The organism is Sphingomonas alpina, assembly GCF_014490665.1.
GTDB classification, from domain to species: Bacteria; Pseudomonadota; Alphaproteobacteria; order Sphingomonadales; family Sphingomonadaceae; genus Sphingomonas; species Sphingomonas alpina.
The window spans coordinates 1,498,312-1,519,022 of record NZ_CP061038.1; the positions used below are offsets into that span (position 1 = coordinate 1,498,312).

The 20,711-nt window shown below is 64.8% G+C and carries 18 protein-coding genes and 1 pseudogene; 6 read left to right on the forward strand and 13 right to left on the reverse strand.

The genetic code is table 11. The features are described from left to right. Nucleotides 1–132: 132 nt before the first annotated feature. The 8 genes from H3Z74_RS06835 to miaA form a co-directional block, all read right to left on the reverse strand. Nucleotides 133–540 carry an OsmC family protein gene (locus H3Z74_RS06835; protein WP_187763182.1) on the reverse strand — a complete coding sequence of 136 codons (408 nt, stop codon included), beginning with the start codon at nt 538–540 and terminating at the stop codon, nt 133–135. 24 nt (nt 541–564) lie between these two features. Continuing rightward, nucleotides 565–2,232, reverse strand: coding sequence for a 2-isopropylmalate synthase (leuA, locus tag H3Z74_RS06840; protein WP_187763183.1), 1,668 nt, complete (start codon nt 2,230–2,232; stop codon nt 565–567). 220 nt (nt 2,233–2,452) lie between these two features. Then, nucleotides 2,453–3,094 carry a TMEM175 family protein gene (locus tag H3Z74_RS06845; protein WP_187763184.1) on the reverse strand — a complete coding sequence of 214 codons (642 nt, stop codon included), beginning with the start codon at nt 3,092–3,094 and terminating at the stop codon, nt 2,453–2,455. 73 nt (nt 3,095–3,167) lie between these two features. Next, a complete protein-coding gene (locus tag H3Z74_RS06850) occupies nt 3,168–3,809 on the reverse strand; it encodes a YceI family protein (protein ID WP_187763185.1) in 642 nt (213 codons plus the stop codon). Nucleotides 3,810–3,891: 82 nt separating this feature from the next. Further along, nucleotides 3,892–4,911: a ketol-acid reductoisomerase gene (gene ilvC, locus H3Z74_RS06855; RefSeq protein WP_187763186.1), complete on the reverse strand. Its 1,020-nt coding sequence runs from the start codon at nt 4,909–4,911 to the stop codon at nt 3,892–3,894. Nucleotides 4,912–5,085: 174 nt separating this feature from the next. Beyond that, entirely contained in the window at nt 5,086–5,601 is a 516-nt protein-coding gene (gene ilvN / locus H3Z74_RS06860) for an acetolactate synthase small subunit (protein WP_187763187.1), read from the reverse strand. After that, the gene (locus H3Z74_RS06865) at nt 5,601–7,346 is read right to left on the reverse strand and encodes an acetolactate synthase 3 large subunit (protein WP_187763188.1); all 1,746 of its coding nucleotides are present in this window, start codon (nt 7,344–7,346) and stop codon (nt 5,601–5,603) included. Before H3Z74_RS06865 ends, ilvN begins: the two co-directional genes overlap by 1 nt. 78 nt (nt 7,347–7,424) lie before the next feature. Continuing rightward, nucleotides 7,425–8,372 carry a tRNA (adenosine(37)-N6)-dimethylallyltransferase MiaA gene (miaA, locus tag H3Z74_RS06870; RefSeq protein ID WP_187763189.1) on the reverse strand — a complete coding sequence of 316 codons (948 nt, stop codon included), beginning with the start codon at nt 8,370–8,372 and terminating at the stop codon, nt 7,425–7,427. Between miaA and serB the strand changes: the two genes are divergently transcribed. Further along, on the forward strand, nt 8,365–9,246 hold the full coding sequence (gene serB / locus H3Z74_RS06875) for a phosphoserine phosphatase SerB (RefSeq protein ID WP_187763190.1): 882 nt from the start codon (nt 8,365–8,367) through the stop codon (nt 9,244–9,246). The two genes, miaA and serB, sit on opposite strands and share 8 nt — an antisense overlap. Nucleotides 9,247–9,563: 317 nt before the next feature. Here serB and H3Z74_RS06880 read toward each other — a convergent pair whose 3' ends face one another. After that, nucleotides 9,564–10,562, reverse strand: coding sequence for an SPOR domain-containing protein (locus H3Z74_RS06880; RefSeq protein ID WP_187763191.1), 999 nt, complete (start codon nt 10,560–10,562; stop codon nt 9,564–9,566). 219 nt (nt 10,563–10,781) lie between these two features. On the opposite strand from H3Z74_RS06880, the gene H3Z74_RS06885 reads away from it, so the two are divergent. From H3Z74_RS06885 to H3Z74_RS06895, 3 genes are read left to right on the forward strand one after another with little or no spacing between them, the layout of a single operon-like run. Continuing rightward, nucleotides 10,782–11,498 (forward strand): ParA family protein, encoded by a 717-nt coding sequence (locus H3Z74_RS06885; protein WP_187763192.1) that lies wholly within the window; start codon nt 10,782–10,784, stop codon nt 11,496–11,498. A 13-nt stretch (nt 11,499–11,511) separates the two neighbouring features. Continuing rightward, nucleotides 11,512–12,261, forward strand: a complete 750-nt coding sequence (locus tag H3Z74_RS24850; protein ID WP_390901794.1) for a hypothetical protein — start codon at nt 11,512–11,514, stop codon at nt 12,259–12,261. A 19-nt stretch (nt 12,262–12,280) separates the two neighbouring features. Then, on the forward strand, nt 12,281–13,636 hold the full coding sequence (locus H3Z74_RS06895) for an SPOR domain-containing protein (RefSeq protein WP_187763193.1): 1,356 nt from the start codon (nt 12,281–12,283) through the stop codon (nt 13,634–13,636). 21 nt (nt 13,637–13,657) lie between these two features. On the opposite strand, the gene H3Z74_RS06900 is transcribed toward H3Z74_RS06895, so the two are convergent. Beyond that, on the reverse strand, nt 13,658–14,884 hold the full coding sequence (locus tag H3Z74_RS06900) for a dihydroorotase (protein WP_187763194.1): 1,227 nt from the start codon (nt 14,882–14,884) through the stop codon (nt 13,658–13,660). Continuing rightward, on the reverse strand, nt 14,881–15,870 hold the full coding sequence (locus H3Z74_RS06905; RefSeq protein WP_187763195.1) for an aspartate carbamoyltransferase catalytic subunit: 990 nt from the start codon (nt 15,868–15,870) through the stop codon (nt 14,881–14,883). Before H3Z74_RS06905 ends, H3Z74_RS06900 begins: the two co-directional genes overlap by 4 nt. Before the next feature lie 193 nt (nt 15,871–16,063). Here H3Z74_RS06905 and H3Z74_RS06910 point away from each other — a divergent pair, with 193 nt between their 5' ends. Further along, a complete protein-coding gene (locus tag H3Z74_RS06910; RefSeq protein ID WP_187763196.1) occupies nt 16,064–17,032 on the forward strand; it encodes a hypothetical protein in 969 nt (322 codons plus the stop codon). Nucleotides 17,033–17,103: 71 nt separating this feature from the next. Here the strand turns inward: H3Z74_RS06910 and ruvX are convergent, their stop codons facing one another. Both ruvX and H3Z74_RS06920 read right to left on the reverse strand, forming a co-directional pair. After that, nucleotides 17,104–17,568: a Holliday junction resolvase RuvX gene (ruvX, locus tag H3Z74_RS06915; protein ID WP_187764204.1), complete on the reverse strand. Its 465-nt coding sequence runs from the start codon at nt 17,566–17,568 to the stop codon at nt 17,104–17,106. Between the two features lie 135 nt (nt 17,569–17,703). Continuing rightward, nucleotides 17,704–18,801, reverse strand: a pseudogene (locus tag H3Z74_RS06920) (DUF3089 domain-containing protein); the annotation flags it as partial. 129 nt (nt 18,802–18,930) lie between these two features. On the opposite strand from H3Z74_RS06920, the gene H3Z74_RS06925 reads away from it, so the two are divergent. After that, nucleotides 18,931–20,706, forward strand: a complete 1,776-nt coding sequence (locus tag H3Z74_RS06925) for a DUF4153 domain-containing protein (RefSeq protein WP_187763197.1) — start codon at nt 18,931–18,933, stop codon at nt 20,704–20,706. Nucleotides 20,707–20,711 lie beyond the last annotated feature (5 nt).

A 20,711-nucleotide genomic window follows, 5' to 3' on the forward strand; every position in this document is an offset into this window, starting at 1 on the left:
TGGAACCGGCTATGCCGTCGATCCTCGCACATCGATGCGGGGATGGTATGGCGCATCATGGCGATTGCATCGGCGCCAGTGGATGCAATCAATGGCGAGCGTGTCGCGCTTCAGTCGCCCAAACCGAGAACCTCAACCCCAGGAAAACTCGATCGGTATCTGCACGTCCGGATGCATGCTCTTGTGCACCGGGCAGCTATGTGCAGCCTCTTCCAGCTTGTGCCGATGTTCCTGGCTAAGCTGTTGCGGCACATGAATACGGACCGCCAGCTTATGCACCCGGCGCACCGGCGCATTGGCCATTTCCTTCTCGACAATTGCCGTCGCGCCGCCGATTTCAATGTTCAGGGCGCGCGCCTTGATGCCCATGACGCTCAGGATGCAACTGCCCAGCGCGCTCGCCAGCAAGTCGGTCGGGGAGAAGCTCTCACCCCGACCCTGATTGTCCTTCGGCGCATCGGTGGTCAGTTCGGTACCGGACTCGCCATGCAGCGCCTTGCAGCGAAGATCCCCCAGATATTCGATACGAACAGCGACCATCGATAGATCCTCCGAAAGCAGCGCTCAGACGGCGTTCGCCGCACTCAGCGCCGCGCGCACCGTGGCCGTCGCGACATCGACATCGATGCCGACCCCGAACACCGTCCGCCCATCGGCGGTGCGGCATTCGAGATACGCCGCCGCCTGCGCCTGCGCGCCGACGCCGATTGCGTGTTCGTTATAGTCGATCACGTCGAGGTCCACGCCGCAATCCTCGCGCAGCGCATCGAGCACGCCGGAGATCAGGCCATTGCCGCGCCCGCTGATCGAGCGTTCCTCGCCGTCGAGCCGGACGCGGCCGACAAAGGTGCGCGGCGGGCCGCCGCCGGGGGCGTGGTTTTCCTGATAGTCGATCAGCGCGAAGCGGTCGCGGCCGGTCGGCAGATAGGTCGTCTCGAACAGCTGCCAGATATCGGCAGCGTTGAGTTCGCGGCTGCTTTCGTCGGCAAAGGCCTGCACATGGCGGCTGAAATCGGCCTGCAGGCGCTTGGGCAGCTTCAGCCCCTTATCCTGCTCAATCACCCAGGCGACCCCGCCCTTGCCGGATTGCGAATTGACCCGGATCACGGCTTCATAGCTGCGCCCGAGATCGGCCGGGTCGATCGGCAGATAGGGGACTTCCCAATATTCGTCGTTGCGCTCCGCCTGTGACGCGAAGCCCTTCTTGATCGCGTCCTGATGGCTGCCCGAAAAGGCGGTGAAGACCAGGTCGCCGGCATAGGGTGTGCGCGGATGCACCGGCAGGTTGGTGCAATAATTCACGGTGCTGACGATCTCATCGATGTCGGAGAAATCGAGTTTCGGATCAATGCCTTGCGTGTACATGTTGAGCGCGACCGTCACCAGGTCGCAATTGCCGGTGCGCTCACCATTGCCGAGCAGACAGCCCTCGACCCGGTCGGCGCCGGCCATCAGGCCGAGCTCCGCCGCCGCTACGCCGGTACCGCGGTCGTTGTGCGGATGCAGCGAGATGACGATGCTGTCGCGGTTGCGGATGTTCTTGCCGAACCATTCGATCTGGTCGGCATAGATGTTGGGCGTGGCGCATTCGACCGTCGCGGGCAGGTTGAGGATAATCGGATGGTCGGGGGTGGGGCGCAGCACTTCCATCACCGCCTCACACACCTCGACCGAGAAATCGAGTTCGGCGGTCGAGAAGGTTTCGGGGCTATATTCGAAATGCCAGTCGGTGCCGGGCTGGGCGGCGGCCTGGTCGCGCAGGATCATGGCGCCCTGCACCGCGATCTGGCGTACCTCGTCGCGAGTCATGCCGAAGACGATCTTGCGCCAGGCCGGGCTGACCGCGTTGTAGAGATGGACGATCGCCCTGGGCGCGCCGCGCAGGCTTTCGAAGCTGGTTTCGATCAGGTCGCGGCGCGACTGGGTCAGCACCTGGATCGTCACATCGTCGGGGATGCGGTCGTTCTTCACCAGGCCGGAAATGAAATCGAACTCGGTCGCGCCAGCGGAGGGGAATCCGACCTCGATCTCCTTCAGCCCGACCTTGACCAGCAGGTCGAAAAGGCGGGTCTTCTTCTCCGCATCCATCGGGTCGATCAGCGCCTGATTGCCGTCGCGCAGGTCAGTCGAGAGCCAGCGTGGCGGCCGGGTGATGGTGCGCGACGGCCATTGGCGGTCGGGCAGGTCGATCTGGGGGAAGGGGCGGTATTTTACGGAAGGGTCACGCAGCATGGCTTCGGGTCTCGCAATTCGCTTGTCGTCGTCTGGGGCGGCGGCATTTGATTTTGTGGGGATGTCCCACGGGCCCTTAGGCGGATCGCGCACGCCCGAGGCGCGCGGCGAGGGTCGCGCCTAAGGGCGCGTAAGTCGAAGCAGCGAAAGGCGAGTGGCCTGCGTCATTGCCTGTTCGCCTAGCGTGGCGACGGGCCGCATGTCCAGCCCGGATTTACGGTCACTTCTGATCGAACCAGGCGTCCATCGGGCTTTTCGGCAGGAACCACAGGATGGCGACCGCGGTGGCAGCGGCCACGCCGAGCCATGGCGTGATGAAGCTGAGCGGAATGCCTGCCGCATAGATGCCGGTGGCGACCAGGGTCTTGCGGATGCCGCGGCGGTGATAGCGGTCTGCGGCAGGGCCGGCGATGCCGGTGGCGCGGATCGCGCGCTGCAGCGGGCCATAGGCGATCGCCGGCAGCAGCATCGTCACGAGATAGATGATCGTCGCGTCGCGGCTGAAATGCTGCTCGCCGAGATAGGCGGTCGAGAAAGGCACCAGCGACAGGGTGAAGAGCAAGGCGAGATTGCCCCAGATCAGCGGATTGGTGACCTTGGTCGCATGACTGAACAACTGGTGATGATTGACCCAGTAGATGCCGACATAGGCGAAGCTCAGCACATAGGCGACCGCGATCGGCCAAAGCTGCCAGAGGTGGTGCATGCCCGCCTCTTCCGGCGCCTTCAGTTCGAGCACCATGATCGTGATGATGATCGCAATCACACCATCGGAGAAGGCCTCGACCCGGCCGACGCCCGGCACGCCTTCCTGCCCGCCATCGGCGGGGCGGCCGTCGTCGGTCAGTTCTGTCTTGCTCATCTCGTCCCCCCAATCGCGCACAGGCGGCGCCACGGCATTCCCGCGCCGTGGCGTCGTCGTTATTGCCGGGCGGCTACTTCTGGAAGCCGGCCGCGATCTTGAGCTTGATCTCGTCGGAGACGATCGGGACGCCGAAGCCGAGGCCGAATTCGCTGCGCTTGATCGTGCCCTCGGCTTCGAAACCGACATTGTCCTTGCCGCCCATCTGCGGCGGGGTCTTGCCGGCGCCGTAGAAATCGACGTCGAGCGTAACCGGCCGCGTCACGCCGTTCAGCGTCAGATTGCCGGTCACGACCGCTTCGTCCTCATCCTTGACCTGGACCGAGGTCGAGACGAAATGGGCGGCCGCCGGATTGGGGCCGAAAAAGTCGGGCTTCCCGCCGGCCGTTGCCGGGGCCTTGAGCAGATGGCTGGTGAGGCCGGCGCTGGCGGTGGTGATCTTGGCGATCGGTATGGTGACATCGACCTTGGCGGCCGCCAGATTCTTCGGGTCGAGCTCCAGCGTGCCTGTGATGTCGCCGACCAGCCCGAAATAGGGCGTCAGGCCCATATGATCGACCGACCAGCTGACCAGCGTGTGATAGGGATCCGCCTTGTAGGCGCCGCCGGTCACCAGCGCGACGTTCTTCGACCCCGGCTTCTCCATTGCCTGCTGCGCGAGCAGCGGGGTGGCGATGATGGCGGTGGCGGCGAGCAGGATCAGGGGAAGGCGCATCGGGTCGTCTCCAGACAAGGGAAAGGGGCCGCGCCAGTCTGACGCGACCCCTTCCACCACGCAAGCGCCGAAGCGGAAACGCTTAGTTCTTGTCCTTGTCCACCAGCTTGTTGGCCCCGATCCATGGCATCATCGCGCGCAGTTCGGTGCCGACCTTCTCGATCGGATGCGCCTCGGCCCGCTTGCGTGCGGCCTTGAGTTCAGGCTGGCCGGCGCGGTTGTCGAGGACGAAGTTCTTCACGAAACGGCCGCTCTGGATGTCGTCCAGCACGCGCTTCATCTCCGCCTTGGTCTCGCTGGTGATGATGCGCGGGCCCGTGGTGATGTCGCCATATTCGGCGGTGTTGCTGATCGAATAGCGCATATTGGCGATGCCGCCTTCATAGAGCAGATCGACGATCAGCTTGGTTTCGTGAAGGCATTCGAAATAGGCCATTTCGGGTGCGTAACCGGCTTCGGTCAAGGTTTCGAAACCGGCCTGGATCAGATGGGTGATCCCGCCGCACAGCACGGCCTGCTCGCCGAACAGGTCGGTTTCGCATTCCTCGCGGAAATTGGTCTCGATGATGCCCGAGCGGCCGCCGCCGACGCCCGAGGCGTAAGCGAGCGCGATGTCATGCGCGTTGCCGCTCTTGTCCTGGTCGATTGCGATCAGGCAGGGGACGCCGCCGCCGCGGACATATTCGGAGCGCACGGTGTGGCCCGGACCCTTGGGCGCGATCATGATCACGTCGAGATCGGCGCGCGGTTCGATCAGGCCGAAATGCACGTTGAGGCCGTGCGCGAAGGCAAGCGCGGCACCCTGCTTCATATTGGCGTGAAGATCGTCGGCATAGATCGCGGCCTGATGTTCATCGGGGGCGAGGATCATGACGATGTCGGCCCAGGCCGCCGCTTCGGCGTTCGACTTGACCGCGAAGCCCGCGTCGATTGCCTTTTTGGCGGTGGCCGAGCCTTCGCGCAGTGCGATCGCCACGTCCTTCACGCCGCTGTCGCGCAAATTCTGGGCATGGGCATGGCCCTGGCTGCCATAGCCGACGATCGCGATCTTCTTGGTCGAGATCAGGTTCAGATCGGCATCGCGATCGTAATAGACACGCATTCTAGTTCCCCTTCTGCTCCTCTCCCCCTGTGGGAGAGGATACGGAGCCATGGCCTCGCGAAGCGAGGGTTAGGCGAAGTTGGTGAGGGGGCTGACAAGGGCAGGGGTTTCCCCCTCACCCTCCCGCTGCTGCACAGCGGGCCCCTCCCTCTCCCACAAGGGGAGAGGGGAAAATCAGACCGGTTCTTTCCCCCGGGCGATGGCGACGATGCCGGTGCGGGCGACCTCGATCAGGCCGACCTCGCGCATCAGGGTGACGAACGTGTCGATCTTCTCGCGCCCGCCGGTCACTTCGAACACGAAGCTCGAGGTCGTCGCATCGACCACGCGGGCGCGATAGACATCGGCGAGGCGCAGCGCCTCGATGCGGTGATCGCCGGTGCCGGCGACCTTGACCAGCGCCAGCTCGCGTTCGACATGCGGGCCGAGCGCGGTCAGGTCGGTGACCGAATGAACCGGAATCAGCCGGTCGAGCTGAGCGAGGATCTGCTCCATCGTCTCATCCGATGCGCTGGTCACGATGGTGATCCGGCTGACCGCATGGTCGGCGGTCACGTCGGACACGGTCAGGCTTTCGATGTTGTAGCCGCGTGCGGTGAACAGGCCGGCGATTCGCGCGAGAATGCCCGGTTCATTGTCGACCATGATCGCCAGCGTGTGACGCTGCGTCGTTTCCGTCTTGATGTGCATCAGACCAGCGCCTTCGCTTCGTCGTCCATTTCGCCGGTGACTTCATTGGCCTGAAGGATCATTTCAGTGTGCGCTGCGCCCGACGGGATCATCGGGAAGCAATTGGCCAGCTGGCTGACCATGCAGTCGACCAGCACCGGGCCGTCATGCGCGAGCATCGCGGCGATGCCGTCATCGAGCTCGCCTGGCTTCTCGATCTTGATGCCCTTCCAGCCATAGGCCTCGGCGAGCTTGACGAAGTCGGGCAGGGAGTCGCTGTAACTCTCGGCATAACGGCTCGAATAGGTCAGTTCCTGCCACTGACGGACCATGCCCATATATTGGTTGTTGAGGATGAAGATCTTGACCGGCAGGCGATATTGCGTCGCCGTCGCCAGTTCCTGGATGTTCATCTGGATCGAGGCTTCGCCGGCAATGTCGATCACCAGCGCCTTGGGATTGCCGAGCTGCGCGCCGATCGCGGCGGGCAGGCCGTACCCCATCGTGCCGAGCCCGCCCGAGGTCAGCCATTTATTGGGCGCCTCGAAGTCGAAATGCTGCGCGGCCCACATCTGGTGCTGACCGACCTCGGTGGTGATGATCGGCGCCTGCTTGTGCGTCGCCTCCCACAGCGCACGGATTGCGCGTTGCGGCATGATCTCGGTCGCGCTGTCCGTGAAGTTGAGGCTGCCAACGGCGCGCCAGCCTTCGATCCGCCGCCACCATTCGGCGAGGTCGGGCTTGGGATGACGCCGTGCCTTGTAGACGCGGATCATATCCTCGAGCGCATGGCCGACATCGGCGACGATCGGCAGATCGATGCGCACCGTCTTGTTGATCGAAGAGCGGTCGATATCGATATGCACTTTGCGGCTGTTCGGGCTGAACGCATCGAGCCGTCCAGTCACCCGGTCGTCGAAGCGCGCGCCCATCGCGATCACCAGATCGGCCTGATTCATCGCCCAGTTCGCTTCATAGGTGCCGTGCATGCCGAGCATGCCGAGCCACTGGTCGGACGAAGCGGGAAATGCGCCCAGACCCATCAAGGTCGAGGTGACCGGCGCGCCGGTGATGCGCGCGAGTTCGCGCAGCAGCTGGCTTGCCGCCGGGCCCGAATTGATGATCCCGCCGCCGGTGTAGAAGATCGGCCGTTCCGCCGCCGCCAGCATGTCGACGACCTGCTCGATCGCCGACTGGTCGGCCTTGACCTGCGGGCGATAGGTCTTGTGCTTGATCGGACCGGGCTTGGTGTAGCGCGCGGTTGCGACCTGAACATCCTTCGGGATGTCGACCACGACCGGGCCGGGCCGGCCCGAGGTGGCGATATGGAATGCCTCATGGATCACCGCGCCGAGCTGGGCGGGATCCTTCACCAGATAGTTGTGCTTGGTGCAGTGGCGCGTGATGCCCACCGTGTCGGCCTCCTGGAACGCGTCGGTGCCGATCAGCGCGGTCGGCACCTGACCGGTGATCACGACCATCGGGATCGAATCCATCAGCGCGTCGGTGATGCCGGTGACGGCATTGGTCGCGCCGGGGCCGGAGGTGACGAGCACCACGCCGGGCTTGCCGGTCGAGCGCGCATAGCCTTCCGCGGCATGCGTTGCGGCCTGTTCGTGGCGCACCAGAATGTGCTTGATCCGACCCGAGCGGAACAGAGCATCATAGATTGGAAGAACCGCGCCGCCCGGATAGCCGAACACGACTTCCACACCGAGATCGCACAGCGCCTCGACAAGGATATCGGCTCCACTCTTCTCGGTCATTGGTCGTCCTTCATGATTGCAGCGCAACAAATGCAATGCGAAGCGCGCTGCTAGGGATGGAAAATGCGGTCGTCAACCTCAATTGTGTAATCTAGTTTCAATATCGTCGATCAGCGTGTTCGAATCTGTCTCCGACGTCCGGGGCCACATAGCGGGAGGTTGATTCCGAAACCATGTAAATTGTCGCTTGGCATATTGGCGGGTGGCGAGACGGGCGCGGGTCAGCGCTTCGTCGCGGTCGATCTCGCCATTCAGCAACGCGGCGATTTCGGGAACGCCGATCGCACGCAACACCGGGGCGAGTGACGGGATGTCGGTGCGGGCGAGCAGCGCTTCGACTTCGGCGATCGCGCCATGGTCGAACATCCAGCCGAGCCGCGTGTCGCAGCGGTCGAGCAGCCAGTCGCGATCGGGCAGCAAGATGGTTGCGGTCAGGTGGATCGCATTGCCGATGCCCCCGGTCTTGTCGCGTTGCCAGTCTGTGAGCGGGCGGCCGGTGGATCGCACGACCTCGAGCGCGCGGGCGACACGCGTCGTATCGGCAGGCGCAAGGCGTTGCGCGGCGACGGGATCGGCCTCGGCCAGCAGGCGATAGGCCTGGGCAACGGGCAGGGCGCGGATTTCCTCGCGGATCGCCGGGTCGATCGGCGGGACCGGCGCGATCCCGTCAAGCAGGGTGCGGATATGGAGGCCGGTGCCGCCGACCAGGACCGGCAACCGGCCTGATGCGTGGGTCTCGGAGATAACTTGCCGCGCATCGGCCGCCCAGTGCGCGGCGGAACTGCTTTCGGCACCGTCGACATAACCGAACAGTCGGTGCGGAACGCGTGCCTCTTCCTCGGCGGTGGGGCGCGCCGAGAGGACACGCAGATCGGCATAGATTTGCGCCGAATCCGCGTTGATCACCACGCCGTCATGTCGTTCGGCGAGCCCCATCGCCAGCGCGGACTTGCCGCTTGCGGTCGGCCCTGCAATGAGCGCCACGCGGGGCAGGGGCTCCGGATTCGAGGATTGGGCCATGTTCATCGCGACGCTGATAGCACCGGGGACACTGGCCGGGAGCGATATTTCCACCGCCGGCGACGTGCTTCGGGATGCCGGTTGCGAACCAGGTGCGACGGGCTGGATCGATGAGGGCTTTGCCGCCGATATCGGTTTCACCGGAGATCCGGCGGCGGCGCGCGAGGCGCTGGAAAGCAACGTCCCGGCCGTGGATATCGTTGTGCAGCCCGCCAAGGGACGCGCCAAGGCGCTGCTGGTTGCCGATATGGATTCGACCATGATCACGGTCGAATGCATCGACGAACTTGCGGATTATGCCGGCATCAAGCCGCAGATCGCCGAGATTACCGAGCGAGCGATGCGCGGCGAGCTGGATTTCGAGGCAGCGCTCGATGCGCGGGTCGCACTGCTCAAGGGGCTCGACGAAGCCGTGATCGAGCAGTGCCTCGCCGAACGCGTCGTCATCATGCCGGGCGCAGCGCCGCTGATCCGCACGATGCGGGAGCGTGGTGCGCTGACCATCTTGGTGTCGGGCGGCTTCACGCGCTTTGCCGAGCCGGTGGCCAAGATCATCGGCTTCGACCGCGCGATCGCCAATGTGCTCGAAGTGGCGGACGGCGCGCTGACCGGCACGGTGACCAAGCCGATCGTGGGGTCGGACACCAAGCTGCAGACCCTGCTCAACGCAGTGGCTGAGATCGGGTTGAACCCGAATCAGACATTGGCGGTCGGCGACGGCGCGAACGATCTGGCAATGATCAAGCGCGCAGGGCTGGGCGTGGCCTATCGTGCCAAGCCGATCGTCGCTGCGGCGGCAGCCGCGCGGGTCAGCCATAACGATCTCACCGCGCTGCTGTATGCGCAAGGGATCGCCAAGGCCGATTGGGTGACGGCGTAGCGGCCGGTGTCAGACGTTCCCGCATCCGGCAGGACCGCTGTTTTTCCGCTGTTACGAAAAAATAAAAAACCACCCCTGTTAAGTTGGATTTCAGTGGGGAATTAGCGGCTTCTTTTCAATCGCTTGATCGCTTCCACCGCTGTTATGGATAACAGGGGTGGATCGGTGAATTAACAGGGGTCAGCGATTGCCGAACAGCGGTGCGTCGTGTCCAGTCGTCATTCCAACCATGAGAAAAAGCGGGCCGGGACCCGAGCAGGGTTCCGACCGGCTCCCGCCTGTCATGGTCGATGTCGGGGTTGAATCGCCAATAGATCCTATGGCCCGACCGGTACGCATGGCTTGACCGCGCCGCAGGCGCGCGAGGCTTCGCTGCTCGAGGCGAACGGCCCGACGAGCAAGCGGGTAAGCGCGCCGCTCTTCACATAATAGGGCTGGCGACCGGCAAAACGGCCGGCGACTTGCCCCCACAGCTTGCGCGCATTGTTGGGATCGCCGAACGCGCCGAGCTGCACGCGCCACTTGCCGGTTGCGGCCGGACGGGGCGGCGGGGCCTGTGTCGCGACCGGTGCCGGACGGGGCTTCGTCCGTACCGGCGGTTGCGCCGGCGCCTCGTCAACGGGGCGCGGGCCGGCATTGTCGTCATAGGATGAGGGCGGCACTTCGGTACCCCGCATGGCGGTCTGCGTACCCGAGCCGGAGGTTTCCGGCGGCAGCGGCGACCGCGCGGCATCGGCTTCATATTGACGCGCGAGGACCAGGCCCTTCTGGCGCTGATCCTGCGGAATATATTGATCCATCTGCGCTTGCACGGTCGACGCCTGGGGCAGACCGGAGGCGGCGGAGCGGACCATCAGCGCATAGGCGCGCGGCCAGTCGCGCGGCACGCCGTCGCCATTGTAGAGCATGGTGCCGAGCACGAGCTGAGCGCGCGGTTCGCCGCGGGCGACCGATTTCTCCAGCCAGGGCAGTGCCTCGGCGCGCTTTCCGCCCTGGAACAGGATCAGGCCGTAATTGGTCTCACCCTGGGGGTGACCCTGGAGCGCAGCCTTGCGGTACCAGCTTTCGGCCATGGCGATATCGACCGGCACGCCGCGGCCGAGCTTATAGGCCTGGCCGAGATTGAACTGGGCATCGGCGTCACCGGCGATCGCCGCCGGCCGCCATTCGTCGACGGCCCTCTTATATTCGCCGCGGCCCCAGGCATCGACGCCTGCTTTCACGTCGGCAACCGCCGGCGTGGCCAGCGCCATGAAGATACCGGCAAGGCCCAAGGCTATCGGGCCAAGAGCCACCGGACGAAGCGTGCTGCGCATAATCTGTTCCATCCTCGCTACACCACTTGAGGTCGATAATGCCCCCTAACGCGAAATTGGCAAAGATTTCGTTAGCCATATCGTGCCGAAACGGGGCGCGGCCGTTCCGGTGCCGGCTTTCAACCGCCGCATCCAAGTCGCTCTCCGGCCCGTTAACCGGTTCTTGACGTGTCCCATGCCATTTCAGCCCCTGGATTTTAGCGGGAGTTCAGGGGACACATGCGCGTTCTCGCGATGGCATCACAGAAAGGCGGGTCGGGCAAGACCACGCTGTCCGGGCATCTGGCCGTTCAGGCACAGCTGGCCGGCGCCGGCCCGGTCGTGCTGATCGATATCGACCCGCAGGGGTCGCTGTCCGATTGGTGGAACGAGCGGAGTGCCGAATATCCGGCCTTTGCGCAAACAACGGTGGCGCGGCTCGCCGCCGATCTGGAGGTGCTGCGTCAGCAGGGCTTTCGATTGGCGATGATCGATACGCCGCCGGCAATCACCATGGCGATCCAGAGCGTGATCCAGGTCGCAGAGCTGATTGTCATTCCGACGCGACCGTCGCCGCACGACCTGCGCGCCGTCGGTGCGACGGTCGATCTTTGCGAACGCGCCGGCAAGCCGCTGCTGTTCGTGGTCAACGGCGCGACGCCCAAGGCCAAGATCACCTCGGAAGCAGCGGTCGCGCTGTCGCAGCATGGCACGGTGGCTCCGGTCACGATCCATCACCGCACCGATTTCGCTGCATCGATGATCGATGGCCGTACCGTGATGGAGGTCGATCCCAATGGACGCTCCAGCCAGGAAGTTCAGGCGCTCTGGACCTATATCTCCGACCGGCTCGAGAAGAATTTCCGCCGTACCGTCTTTGCCGCCCCTCAGGCGGTCAACGGCTATGGTCAGCAGCGTCCGGCCGCAGGCGGCTTCGGCCGCCGCGTGATGAGCTGAGGGAGGGCCTGACATGATTGGACAGCCCAAACCCTTCGCATCGCTTTCCTCGACCCTGCTGGCCCGCAAGGGCACGGCGCGTCCCGCCATGCGCCCGCAGGGCTTTGGCGGCTTCGGCGCGCTGCAGACGCAGGACGATCTCGGCTGGAACGACATGGGCGATCCGCACGACGTGCATGCCCATCATGAAGAACAACCGGCCGTACCGCCCGTGCTGATGCAACGCGAAGCGCTGCAGCGCGAGATGATCGGCGACGACTTCGACGCGCCTCCGGTTCAGCCAGCGCCCATGTTCGATTCGTATGAAGACGAACCCGAGCCCGAACTCGAGGAAGATTATGCGCCGGCGATAGAATCCGTTCTGGCGGTGAAGCCGGTCCGCGCCGTCGAAACACCGGTCGCGGCACTTGCGGTAGCCTCGTCTCCAGTTGTGGCGCCTCCGGTCGCGGCGCCCCCTGTTGTGGTGGCCCCGGTTGCTGCCGTGCCCGTAGCAGCGCCAAGTGTTGCGAACATGGTTCCGGTCGCTGTCACGCTCCCCCCGGCGCGCGCGGCACAGATCGTTCGCGAGACGAGCGCCAAGCGGGGCAAGGCGGCGTTCACGCTGCGGCTCGATCAAGACCGTCATCTGCACCTGCGCCTGGCAAGCGCACTCAGGAACCGTTCCGCCCAGCAACTCGTCACGGAGGCGCTGGACGCATTTCTCGAAACTTTGCCCGAGGTGGCCGAGCTGGCGAACCAGCTGTCACCACCGGCCGCACGTTGATCGATTTGGGGGAAATCCGATGAAGACCCGGGCCTTGTTCACCGCTGGAATGTCCGCACTCGTGCTTGGCGGGACGGTGTTCGTCTGCGCCACTGGGCCGGGTGGTATAGCCACCGCCAGCACGCGTGCGGAAACCGATGTCGAAAAGGCCGCCGCCAGGGAAGTGGCGACGGCGCGCAAGGCATTCGGCAAGGGCAAATATGATCAAGCGGTCGCCCATGCCGAAGCGGCGGTCGGTTTCGGGCCGCAGGTTGCGAGCTATCGCATGCTGCTGGCGCAAAGCTATCTTCGCGCCGGGCGCTTCAGTTCCGCGCGCCAGTCTTTTGCCGATGTTCTGGCACTCGAGCCGTCGAACGGCGGGGCCGCGCTGCAACTCGCGCTGACCGAGATCGCCGAAGGCAATTGGGACGGCGCACGCCGCACGCTCGATGCCAATGCCTCGATCATTCCGGCCAGCGATCGTGGCCTGGCCATCGCACTGGCCGGCGATCCGGGCACCGCCGTCGAAGTGCTGGTCGCCGCTGTTCGGACGCCCGGTTCGGATGCGAAAACCCGGCAGAATCTTGCGCTCGCGCTTGCGCTGGCCGGGCGCTGGCAGGATGCCAAGACCCTTATTGCAGTCGATGTGGCTCCCGCCGAGGTCGACAAGCGGATCATGGAATGGGCGAGCTTTGCGCGCCCGACTTCGGCCTCCGACCAGGTCGCAGCGCTACTCGGCGTGACGCCTGCCCAGGATTCGGGCCAACCGGTCGCGCTGGCGCTCAACATGCCGCGCGGTACGGCGCTGGCGAGCACGGGGAGCGTTCCGGTCGAGACTGTCGCGCCGAGCCAGCCCGCGACCGCGGTCGCTGTCGCTACCGAGGCAAGCTTGCCTGCGGAAACATCGGTCGCCGCGGTGGCTGCGCCCGCTTCTTATGTCAGCTTCGGCCCACGTCAGGAAATGGTTCAGTCGATCCCGGCACGCGTTGCCCGTATGAAGCCGGAACCGCGCGATACGCCAGGCGCGGCGGTCAGCCCGATCGTTGCCCCGAAAGCGGCCAGGCTCGTCACTGCCAAACCCAAACCGGTTGCCGGTGCGGCTGTGGCGCCACGCATCACGGCCAAGGGCAATTTCTTCGTCCAGCTCGGCGCGTTCGAAAGTGCCGCCGTCGCCAAGGACGCCTGGGGACGCGCCACCCGGCGCGAGGCCGGCTTTGGCGGCCAGAAGCCATCGGGCATGCCGATCAAATCGGCGGCCGGCAGCTTCTATCGCCTGTCGGTCGGCGGCTTTGCCCGCAACGATGCCAACGCATTGTGCAAAAGCTACAAGGCGAAGGGCGGTACCTGCTTCGTGCGCGCCAGTGCGGGCGACCAGCCGGCCAGCTGGGTCAAGTAAGGGCCGGCGCGAAGCGCCTGATTACAGAAGCTCGGCGCCGCCCTTGAACAGGCGGCGCACCTTGCCCTGAACCGGCAACCCGTCGAATGGGGTGTTGCCGGCGATGGCAACCATATGGTCGGCATCGATCAGCCACGGCGCATCGGCATCGAACACCATCAGATCGGCCGGCATACCTGCCGCCAGCGTGCCCGTTTCAAGCCCGAGTATGGCGGCGGGATTGGCCGAGAGCAGCGCCATCAACCGTTCGACCGTGATCACCTCGTCGCGGACCATGCCAAGCGCGAGCGCGAGCAAGGTTTCTGCACCCGCCATGCCCGGCGCCGAATCGGCGAAGGGCAAGCGTTTCTCCTCCGGCCCGCGCGGGTCATGCCCCGAGCACAATACATCGATCGTCCCGTCGGCCAACGCCTGCAGGCAGGCCCGGCGATCGCTTTCATCCCGTAACGGCGGCGACAAATGAGTGAAGGTGCGAAAATCGCTCATCGCGATGTCGGACAGCAGCAGATGGGCAGGGGTGATGCCGCAGGTGACCGCGATACCCCGGCGTTTCGCGGCGCGCACCAGGTCGAAACCAGCGGCCGTCGTTACCTGGCGCAGATGCAGCTTCGCGCCGGTTTCCTCAGCCAGCATCAGATCGCGTGCGATCGCCAGAGCCTCGGCAATCGCCGGCGCCGAGGGCAAGCCCATCCGCGTCGCGGTTTCGCCCGAGGTGGCGACGGCCTCACCGACCACGCCGCCATCCTCCGGGTGCGCGATGACGGTCAGGCCGAGATCGCCAGCATAGGCCAGGACTTTGCGCATCACGCCCGAATCGGCGATCCAGCGCTCGCCCGTGCCCACGGCCCGGGCGCCCGCGTCGCGATTGATCGCCATTTCGGCGAGATCCTGGCCGGCAAGGCCGCGGGTCGCGGCGGCGATCGGATGGATCCACAACCCCGGACGCCCGATCAGCGCGGCGCGCTGCACCACGCCAGGTTCATCCAGGACCGGTGTCTGGTCGGGCATCAGCCCGACCCGGACGATGCCGCCGGCATGGCAGGCGGGAATGTCGATCGTGAAGACCCCCAGATCGACGATCGCCGGGGCGAGCGTCGCGCCCTTGCAGTCGATGACGTCTGCGTCCTTGGGAATCCTGATGTCGCCGCTTGCCGCGATGGTCTCGCCACGCACCAGCACCGCGCCCTTGCTGGCTCCGGCGACCGGGCAGACCAGGTTGGCATTGGTCAGGGCAAAGGTACGGCTCATGACCAGCCTTTCACGCGGCGCGCGCGGCGCGTCAGCACATCGAGACAGGCCATGCGCACCGCCACGCCCATTTCGACCTGTTCGGTGATCGCCGAATGCACGACATGGTCGGCGACCGCCGAGTCGATCTCGACGCCGCGATTCATCGGTCCGGGATGCATCACCAGCACATCGGGTTTGGCGCGGGCGAGGCGTGCCAGCGTCAGGCCGTAGCGCAAGTGAAATTCCCGGTTGGAGGGGATGAAGCCGCCACTCATCCGTTCATTCTGCAGCCTGAGCATCATCACCACATCGGCGCCTTCGAGCGCCTGGTCGAAATCCGTGAAGGGCGTGACGCCCATTCGCTCCATCCCCGCCGGCATCAGTGTCGAGGGTGCGCAGACGCGCACCTCGGCGGCGAGCGCGGTGAGCGCGAGGATGTTCGAGCGCGCGACTCGACTGTGCAATATGTCGCCGCAGATCACCACGCGCTGCCCGGCGACCGAGCCGCGCCGGCGGCGGATGGTCAGCGCGTCGAGCAGCGCCTGAGTCGGGTGTTCATGCCGACCGTCGCCGGCATTCAGCACGGGGCAATCGACCTTGTCGGCAATCAGCCGCACCGCGCCCGAACTCTGATGGCGGATCACGATCACATCGGCGCGCATCGCATTGAGCGTCATCGCGGTGTCGATCAGCGTCTCGCCCTTCTTCACCGAGGATTGGGCGGCGTGCATGTTGACGACATCGGCACGCAGCCTTTTGCCCGCGATCTCGAACGAGAGCAGCGTGCGGGTGCTGTTTTCGAAAAAAGCGTTGATCTGAGTCAGGCCGCGCAGCTGCTTGTGGCTCTTGTCACGGCTGCGATTGCTGTCGATCCATTGTTCCGATTCGTCGAGCAGGAACATGATCTCATGCGGTTGCAACCCGTCGATCCCGGTCAGGTGCCGGTGCGGGAAAACGGCGCTTCCGGCGAACTGCGAAGCGGGGCGATGATCTGAAGCTGACATTAAAGGGATCGGGTAGCGAGACGGCGGCGGAGGCGCAAGCGGGGAGGTAGTTGATTGTTGCAGGACGCGGCGCGATTTTCGGTCGTCCGGTTCACGCGGGCGATCCACGAGCCCAATCCAATCGCATTGCAAGAACGACAGGGTCTGATATGATCGAGCTTGGGCATTAAGCATCTGTAACAGGGGGATATTTATGAAGGCGATAACGATCGGGGCGATCTTGGCCGGGCTGTCTCTGGCCGCCTGTGGCTCCGGTGGGGGCGGTTCGACGACCGGAAACACGCCGACACCAACACCAACGACCAGTCCCACGCCAACACCAACGCCGACCCCGCCGGCGAGTTACACCAGCTTCGACAGTCTGACGGGCAATCAGAATTTCGCATCGACCTGCGCCGCCTTGCTGCTGAACGGGAATCCGCCGCAGGTCACGCCGGCCACGCCATATGGCCAGGGGGTCAACATCGCGTATGATTCCCCAACCGCGACTTACACGCTGAGTGCCAACGGACAGACCCAGACCTTCGGTCCGGCGGATGTCGATCCGGCCGCACCGGCTCCGGCCAAGGCTTATGTCAAATTCACCCCAAGCGGCGCGCGTGCCGATAGCTTCGTCCTGTTCAATCCGGGTGCGGGGGGCAGCGGGCTGACCTATGCGCGGGCGGTGCAGTGGCGGAACACAGCCAGCATTCCTACTCTCACGATTAATTTCTGCGGGATCGGTGTACAGACGCGGGTCAATGATGCGCCGCCGGTCACGTCGGTCAGCTTTACACGGAGTGGTATCACCGGCAGCGCCTTCCTGCGCAATCCGAGCGGGTCGACGACACAATTCTCGCTCGTCAAAAGCACGATCGGCATGACGGTCAACCTAACCACAGGAAAGATCGTCGCGACGATGAATCTTGTCGGTACGCCCTTGCCGACCGGTTCCGGCGCAGATGTCGATTTGGGAACATTTACCGGCGATGGCGATATCGATCCGTCCACCGGTAACTATTACGGATCGTGGAGCGGGACGACGCGGCCGGTGATCGGCAATTTCGGCGGCGCTTTCTTCGGGCCGCAAGGACAGGAATATGGCTATTCCTTCAACATGCTGAATTTCGGTGGTGGAACACTGGATTTTTCGGTCGCCGGCGCGGTGTTCGGCGCGCGATAGACCGGATGCATGGCATGAAGCCTTAGACGGGAAGCCTTGGACGGGTCGGGGGCAGTGCCCCGACCCGGAGTTCAAACGCCGACCAGCGCATCGATCGCGCCCTGCAGGATGTAGGCGGCGGCCATCTTGTCGACCAGCTCGGCGCGTTTGGCGCGGCTTGCGTCCTGTTCGATCAGGGTGCGGGTCACGGCTTGAGTCGACCAGCGCTCGTCCTGCAGGAAGATCGGCAGGCCGAGATCCTCCATGTTGCGGGCAAATGCGCGGCTCGACTGGCTGCGCGGGCTTTCGCTGCCGTCGGTCAGGTTGAGCGGCAGGCCGATGACGATGCCCTTGACCTGCTGTTCGGCGATCAGCGCGGCGAGCGCGAGCTTGTCCTTTTGAAACTTGGTGCGGCGGATCAGCGTGGCGGGAGAGGCGAAGCTCCAGCCGGCGTCACATAAAGCCGTGCCGATCGTCTTGGTACCGACGTCGAGACCGATCAGGCGGCCGCCGGCAGGGAGGGCGTCACGGAAGAGTGTGCGGTCGGTGGTGATCATTTCACACCCTTCCGTTCGACCCCGGAGTTGATCCGGGGTCGTCGAAGCGCCGTCCTGATTTTTCTCACAGGCCGACAAGAAGGACGGCCCCTCGACAGGCCCAGGGCGAACGGGGAGAGGGAAGCCGTCATCTGGCTTGGAATGCCGCGAGCGCCGCCGCGCGGCGTCGGCGCGGACATTGGCCCAGAACAGGCCATAGTCATAAACATGGTAGTTGTTGCCGGGCAGCACATAGCTGCCCATGTTCGGTCCCGCGCCGATCAGCAACAGGCCGCGGCCCGCACAGCGTGCCGGAACCTGGCCGGCGACGATCGTCGCGCTGCCGAGGTCGGCGGAGGGAAGCAATGTGCCGAGGTTGGCCGTCGCGGGGGCTGCGGCATCAGCCGTTCCGGTCAGCGGGTTGGTGCAGACCATCGGGGTGCCCTTGCGCGGCTGGCCGTTGAAGCCGGTCGTGGTGTCGAACATATCGATGATCAATTCGGGTTCGGCCGGCTCGGCGAAGCTCTGCCAGGACAACAGACATCCGGCCTGATCGGCGCGCGTGCATTCGGCGAGGCCCAGCAAGGGCAGGTCGGTGGTGCGCGACACCGGCCAGCCGACGACATAGGCCGCGACGATGCGCTTGGCGAGCGGCGTGCCGGCGACGCGGTCACGCAACAAGCGGGTGAGGTGCAGCGCACCCTGGCTGTGGCCGGCAAGGATGATCGGGCGGTCGCCGGCTTCCTTCAGGAACTGATCGAAGGCGGCGGCGATGTCGCGATAGGCGAGATCGAGCGCCTTTTGCGCCTCGGCCTGGCTGGTCAGGAACGCGCCGAACGTCGCCTGGCGGTAGCGTGGCGCCCAGATTGCGCCGCTTTCGTTGAAGGCAGTCGCCTGGCCGCGCAGGAACAGCACGGCCCGATCGTTCGCCTCGGCATCGTCGAGCGGCGCGTTCCAATGCGTGCGGCCGAGATAGGAAGTCGGATGGATGTAGAAGATCGCGGCGGCGGGCGAAGTCGCTGCCTTGTAACCGGCCGGTGCCCATAGCGCCGGATTACCGCGCATGCCGGGCCGCGCGACCCATAGTTTCGGATCGGCATAGGCATTGGCCGGTTGCGCCGGCAATGCCTCGAACGCAGCACTTGGTACCGTCGCGAAGCGGATCAACTGTGGACCCCAGAGCCGGTAGGCGAAGAGCGACGCTATCGCCAGCACGATGAGGATCGCGATGACATAGAGGAACTTCCGGGCCAAACGCCAAACTCCAATGTGCCAGGCGGGAATGCCGCCTGCCGGGATAATCGCATGCGCCGTGCCTGATGAAGGCAATGCTTGCAATCGTGATCGCACCAGCCTTCATTCGCCGGGAAAAGGGGCATAGCGATGAGCGACGAAGCTGCAGCGGGATACGAAAGCGCAGTGCGCGACCATGGCGAATGGCGGGCGCGGCCGCTGATCCTGGCCGGTATCGGGCTGATCGTCGCGCTGATCCTCCAGCAATTGCTCGACCGCGATTACCGGAGCGGCGTGGTCACGCCCGAGCCGGCGACCTGGCGAATCGCACTGGCCACGGCCATCGGCGCGGGTGCTCTGGCGCTTGGCTTCGGCATGGAACGCCTGCGGCTGATCTGGTCGTTGATCTTTGCCGGGGTTGTCGGCGCGGTTGGCGGATTGATCCTCTATTGGCACGGCAATCCCGGCTGGGAGGCGTTTGGCGGGTGGAGCAATGCGAGCCTGTTCCTGTCGATCGCCATCGCGGTGCCACTGTTCCAGACCGCGCGCGACGAGGGGCGCTGGCAGTTCCCCTATGCGGAGGTTCATGGTCATGCCTGGACCAATGTCGTGCTGTGGTTCGCATGCTGGCTGTTCGTCGGCGTGGTGTTCCTGCTCGCCCATCTGCTGGCTGCGCTGTTCGATCTGATCGGGCTGAAGATCCTGACCGAGTTGCTGGGCAAGGACTGGTTCGGTGCCGGTATGGCGGGCGCTGCGTTCGGTGGCGCTTTGGGCGTGTTGCGCGAACGCGATCGGGTCGTGCGACTGCTCCAGCGCGTGGTGACAGCGGTGCTCGGCGTGCTCGCACCGATCCTTGGTGTCGGCCTGCTGATCTTTCTTGGTGCGCTGCCCTTCACCGGCCTCGGAGCTTTGTGGGAAGCGACCAAATCGACCACGCCGATTCTGCTTGGCTGCGTGATTGGCGCGCTGATCCTGGCCAATGCGGTGATCGGCAATGGCTCAGGTGAAGATGGGGAGGACGAAGCGACCAACCCGATATTGCGCTGGGGTGCGATGGCGCTGGCGCTGGCGATCCTGCCGCTGGCGGTGATCGCCGCGGTGGCGACGGGCGCGCGGATCGGCCAATATGGTTTCACGCCGGATCGGCTCTGGGCGCTGGTCTTCGTGATCCTCGCGAGTTGCTATGGTGTGGTTTATCTCGTGGCGCTGGTGCGTGGGCGCTTCGATTGGGCGCGGTTTGTCCGCGCATCGAATCTGACTCTGGCGTTCGTGGTTTCCGGGGTGGCGCTGTTCCTGGCCACACCGATCCTCAGCTTCAACGCAATCTCGGTGCGCGATCAGGTCGGGCGGCTGGAAAGCGGACGCACGGCGCCGGACAAATTTGACTGGGCGGCGCTCGCGTTTGATTTCGGCGATCCTGGCAAGGCGGCGATCGGACGGCTGGCCAAATCGTCCAAAACAGCGATTGCGACCCGCGCCAAGGAAGCCGCCGGCAAGGAAAATCGCTGGCAGGTGACACAGATCGAAGAAGGCCGCGATGAGGCCGACAAGTTGGTGAACCGACTGCGAGTCCTGCCAAAGCCCGTTCCGCTGCCCTATGCTCTTCGTCAAAAGCTCACCGGGTTCGAAAGCTGCGGGTCTTTTGGCCGGTGCACCGTGTTTTATTCGCCCAGTGCAACTGAAGCGATCGTCCTGCGCGAGGATTGCGTGGCGCGCCCGGAATCGTCGAATGTCTGCGCTGTCGCTCGCTTCTGGCAGCATGGCAGCGAATGGCGGTCCGTGCTGGGTGGTGAATGGCGTGGATTGAGCGATGCGCAACAGGCCGCGCTGAAGCGGGGCGCCGCCGCAGGGAGCTTTGAAATTCGCACCGTACCGCGCCGTCAGGTGTTTGTTGGCGGCGTTCCGGTGGGAGAACCGTTCGAATAGGTTGC

Coding starts and splice junctions, on each gene's coding strand:
- H3Z74_RS06835 (WP_187763182.1), bottom strand. CDS start 540: ATGGTCGCTGTTCGTATCGAATATCTGGGGGATCTTCGCTGCAAGGCG.
- leuA (WP_187763183.1), bottom strand. CDS start 2,232: ATGCTGCGTGACCCTTCCGTAAAATACCGCCCCTTCCCCCAGATCGAC.
- H3Z74_RS06845 (WP_187763184.1), bottom strand. CDS start 3,094: ATGAGCAAGACAGAACTGACCGACGACGGCCGCCCCGCCGATGGCGGG.
- H3Z74_RS06850 (WP_187763185.1), bottom strand. CDS start 3,809: ATGCGCCTTCCCCTGATCCTGCTCGCCGCCACCGCCATCATCGCCACC.
- ilvC (WP_187763186.1), bottom strand. CDS start 4,911: ATGCGTGTCTATTACGATCGCGATGCCGATCTGAACCTGATCTCGACC.
- ilvN (WP_187763187.1), bottom strand. CDS start 5,601: ATGCACATCAAGACGGAAACGACGCAGCGTCACACGCTGGCGATCATG.
- H3Z74_RS06865 (WP_187763188.1), bottom strand. CDS start 7,346: ATGACCGAGAAGAGTGGAGCCGATATCCTTGTCGAGGCGCTGTGCGAT.
- serB (WP_187763190.1), top strand. CDS start 8,365: ATGTTCATCGCGACGCTGATAGCACCGGGGACACTGGCCGGGAGCGAT.
- miaA (WP_187763189.1), bottom strand. CDS start 8,372: ATGAACATGGCCCAATCCTCGAATCCGGAGCCCCTGCCCCGCGTGGCG.
- H3Z74_RS06880 (WP_187763191.1), bottom strand. CDS start 10,562: ATGCGCAGCACGCTTCGTCCGGTGGCTCTTGGCCCGATAGCCTTGGGC.
- H3Z74_RS06885 (WP_187763192.1), top strand. CDS start 10,782: ATGCGCGTTCTCGCGATGGCATCACAGAAAGGCGGGTCGGGCAAGACC.
- H3Z74_RS24850 (WP_390901794.1), top strand. CDS start 11,512: ATGATTGGACAGCCCAAACCCTTCGCATCGCTTTCCTCGACCCTGCTG.
- H3Z74_RS06895 (WP_187763193.1), top strand. CDS start 12,281: ATGAAGACCCGGGCCTTGTTCACCGCTGGAATGTCCGCACTCGTGCTT.
- H3Z74_RS06900 (WP_187763194.1), bottom strand. CDS start 14,884: ATGAGCCGTACCTTTGCCCTGACCAATGCCAACCTGGTCTGCCCGGTC.
- H3Z74_RS06905 (WP_187763195.1), bottom strand. CDS start 15,870: ATGTCAGCTTCAGATCATCGCCCCGCTTCGCAGTTCGCCGGAAGCGCC.
- H3Z74_RS06910 (WP_187763196.1), top strand. CDS start 16,064: ATGAAGGCGATAACGATCGGGGCGATCTTGGCCGGGCTGTCTCTGGCC.
- ruvX (WP_187764204.1), bottom strand. CDS start 17,568: ATGATCACCACCGACCGCACACTCTTCCGTGACGCCCTCCCTGCCGGC.
- H3Z74_RS06925 (WP_187763197.1), top strand. CDS start 18,931: ATGAGCGACGAAGCTGCAGCGGGATACGAAAGCGCAGTGCGCGACCAT.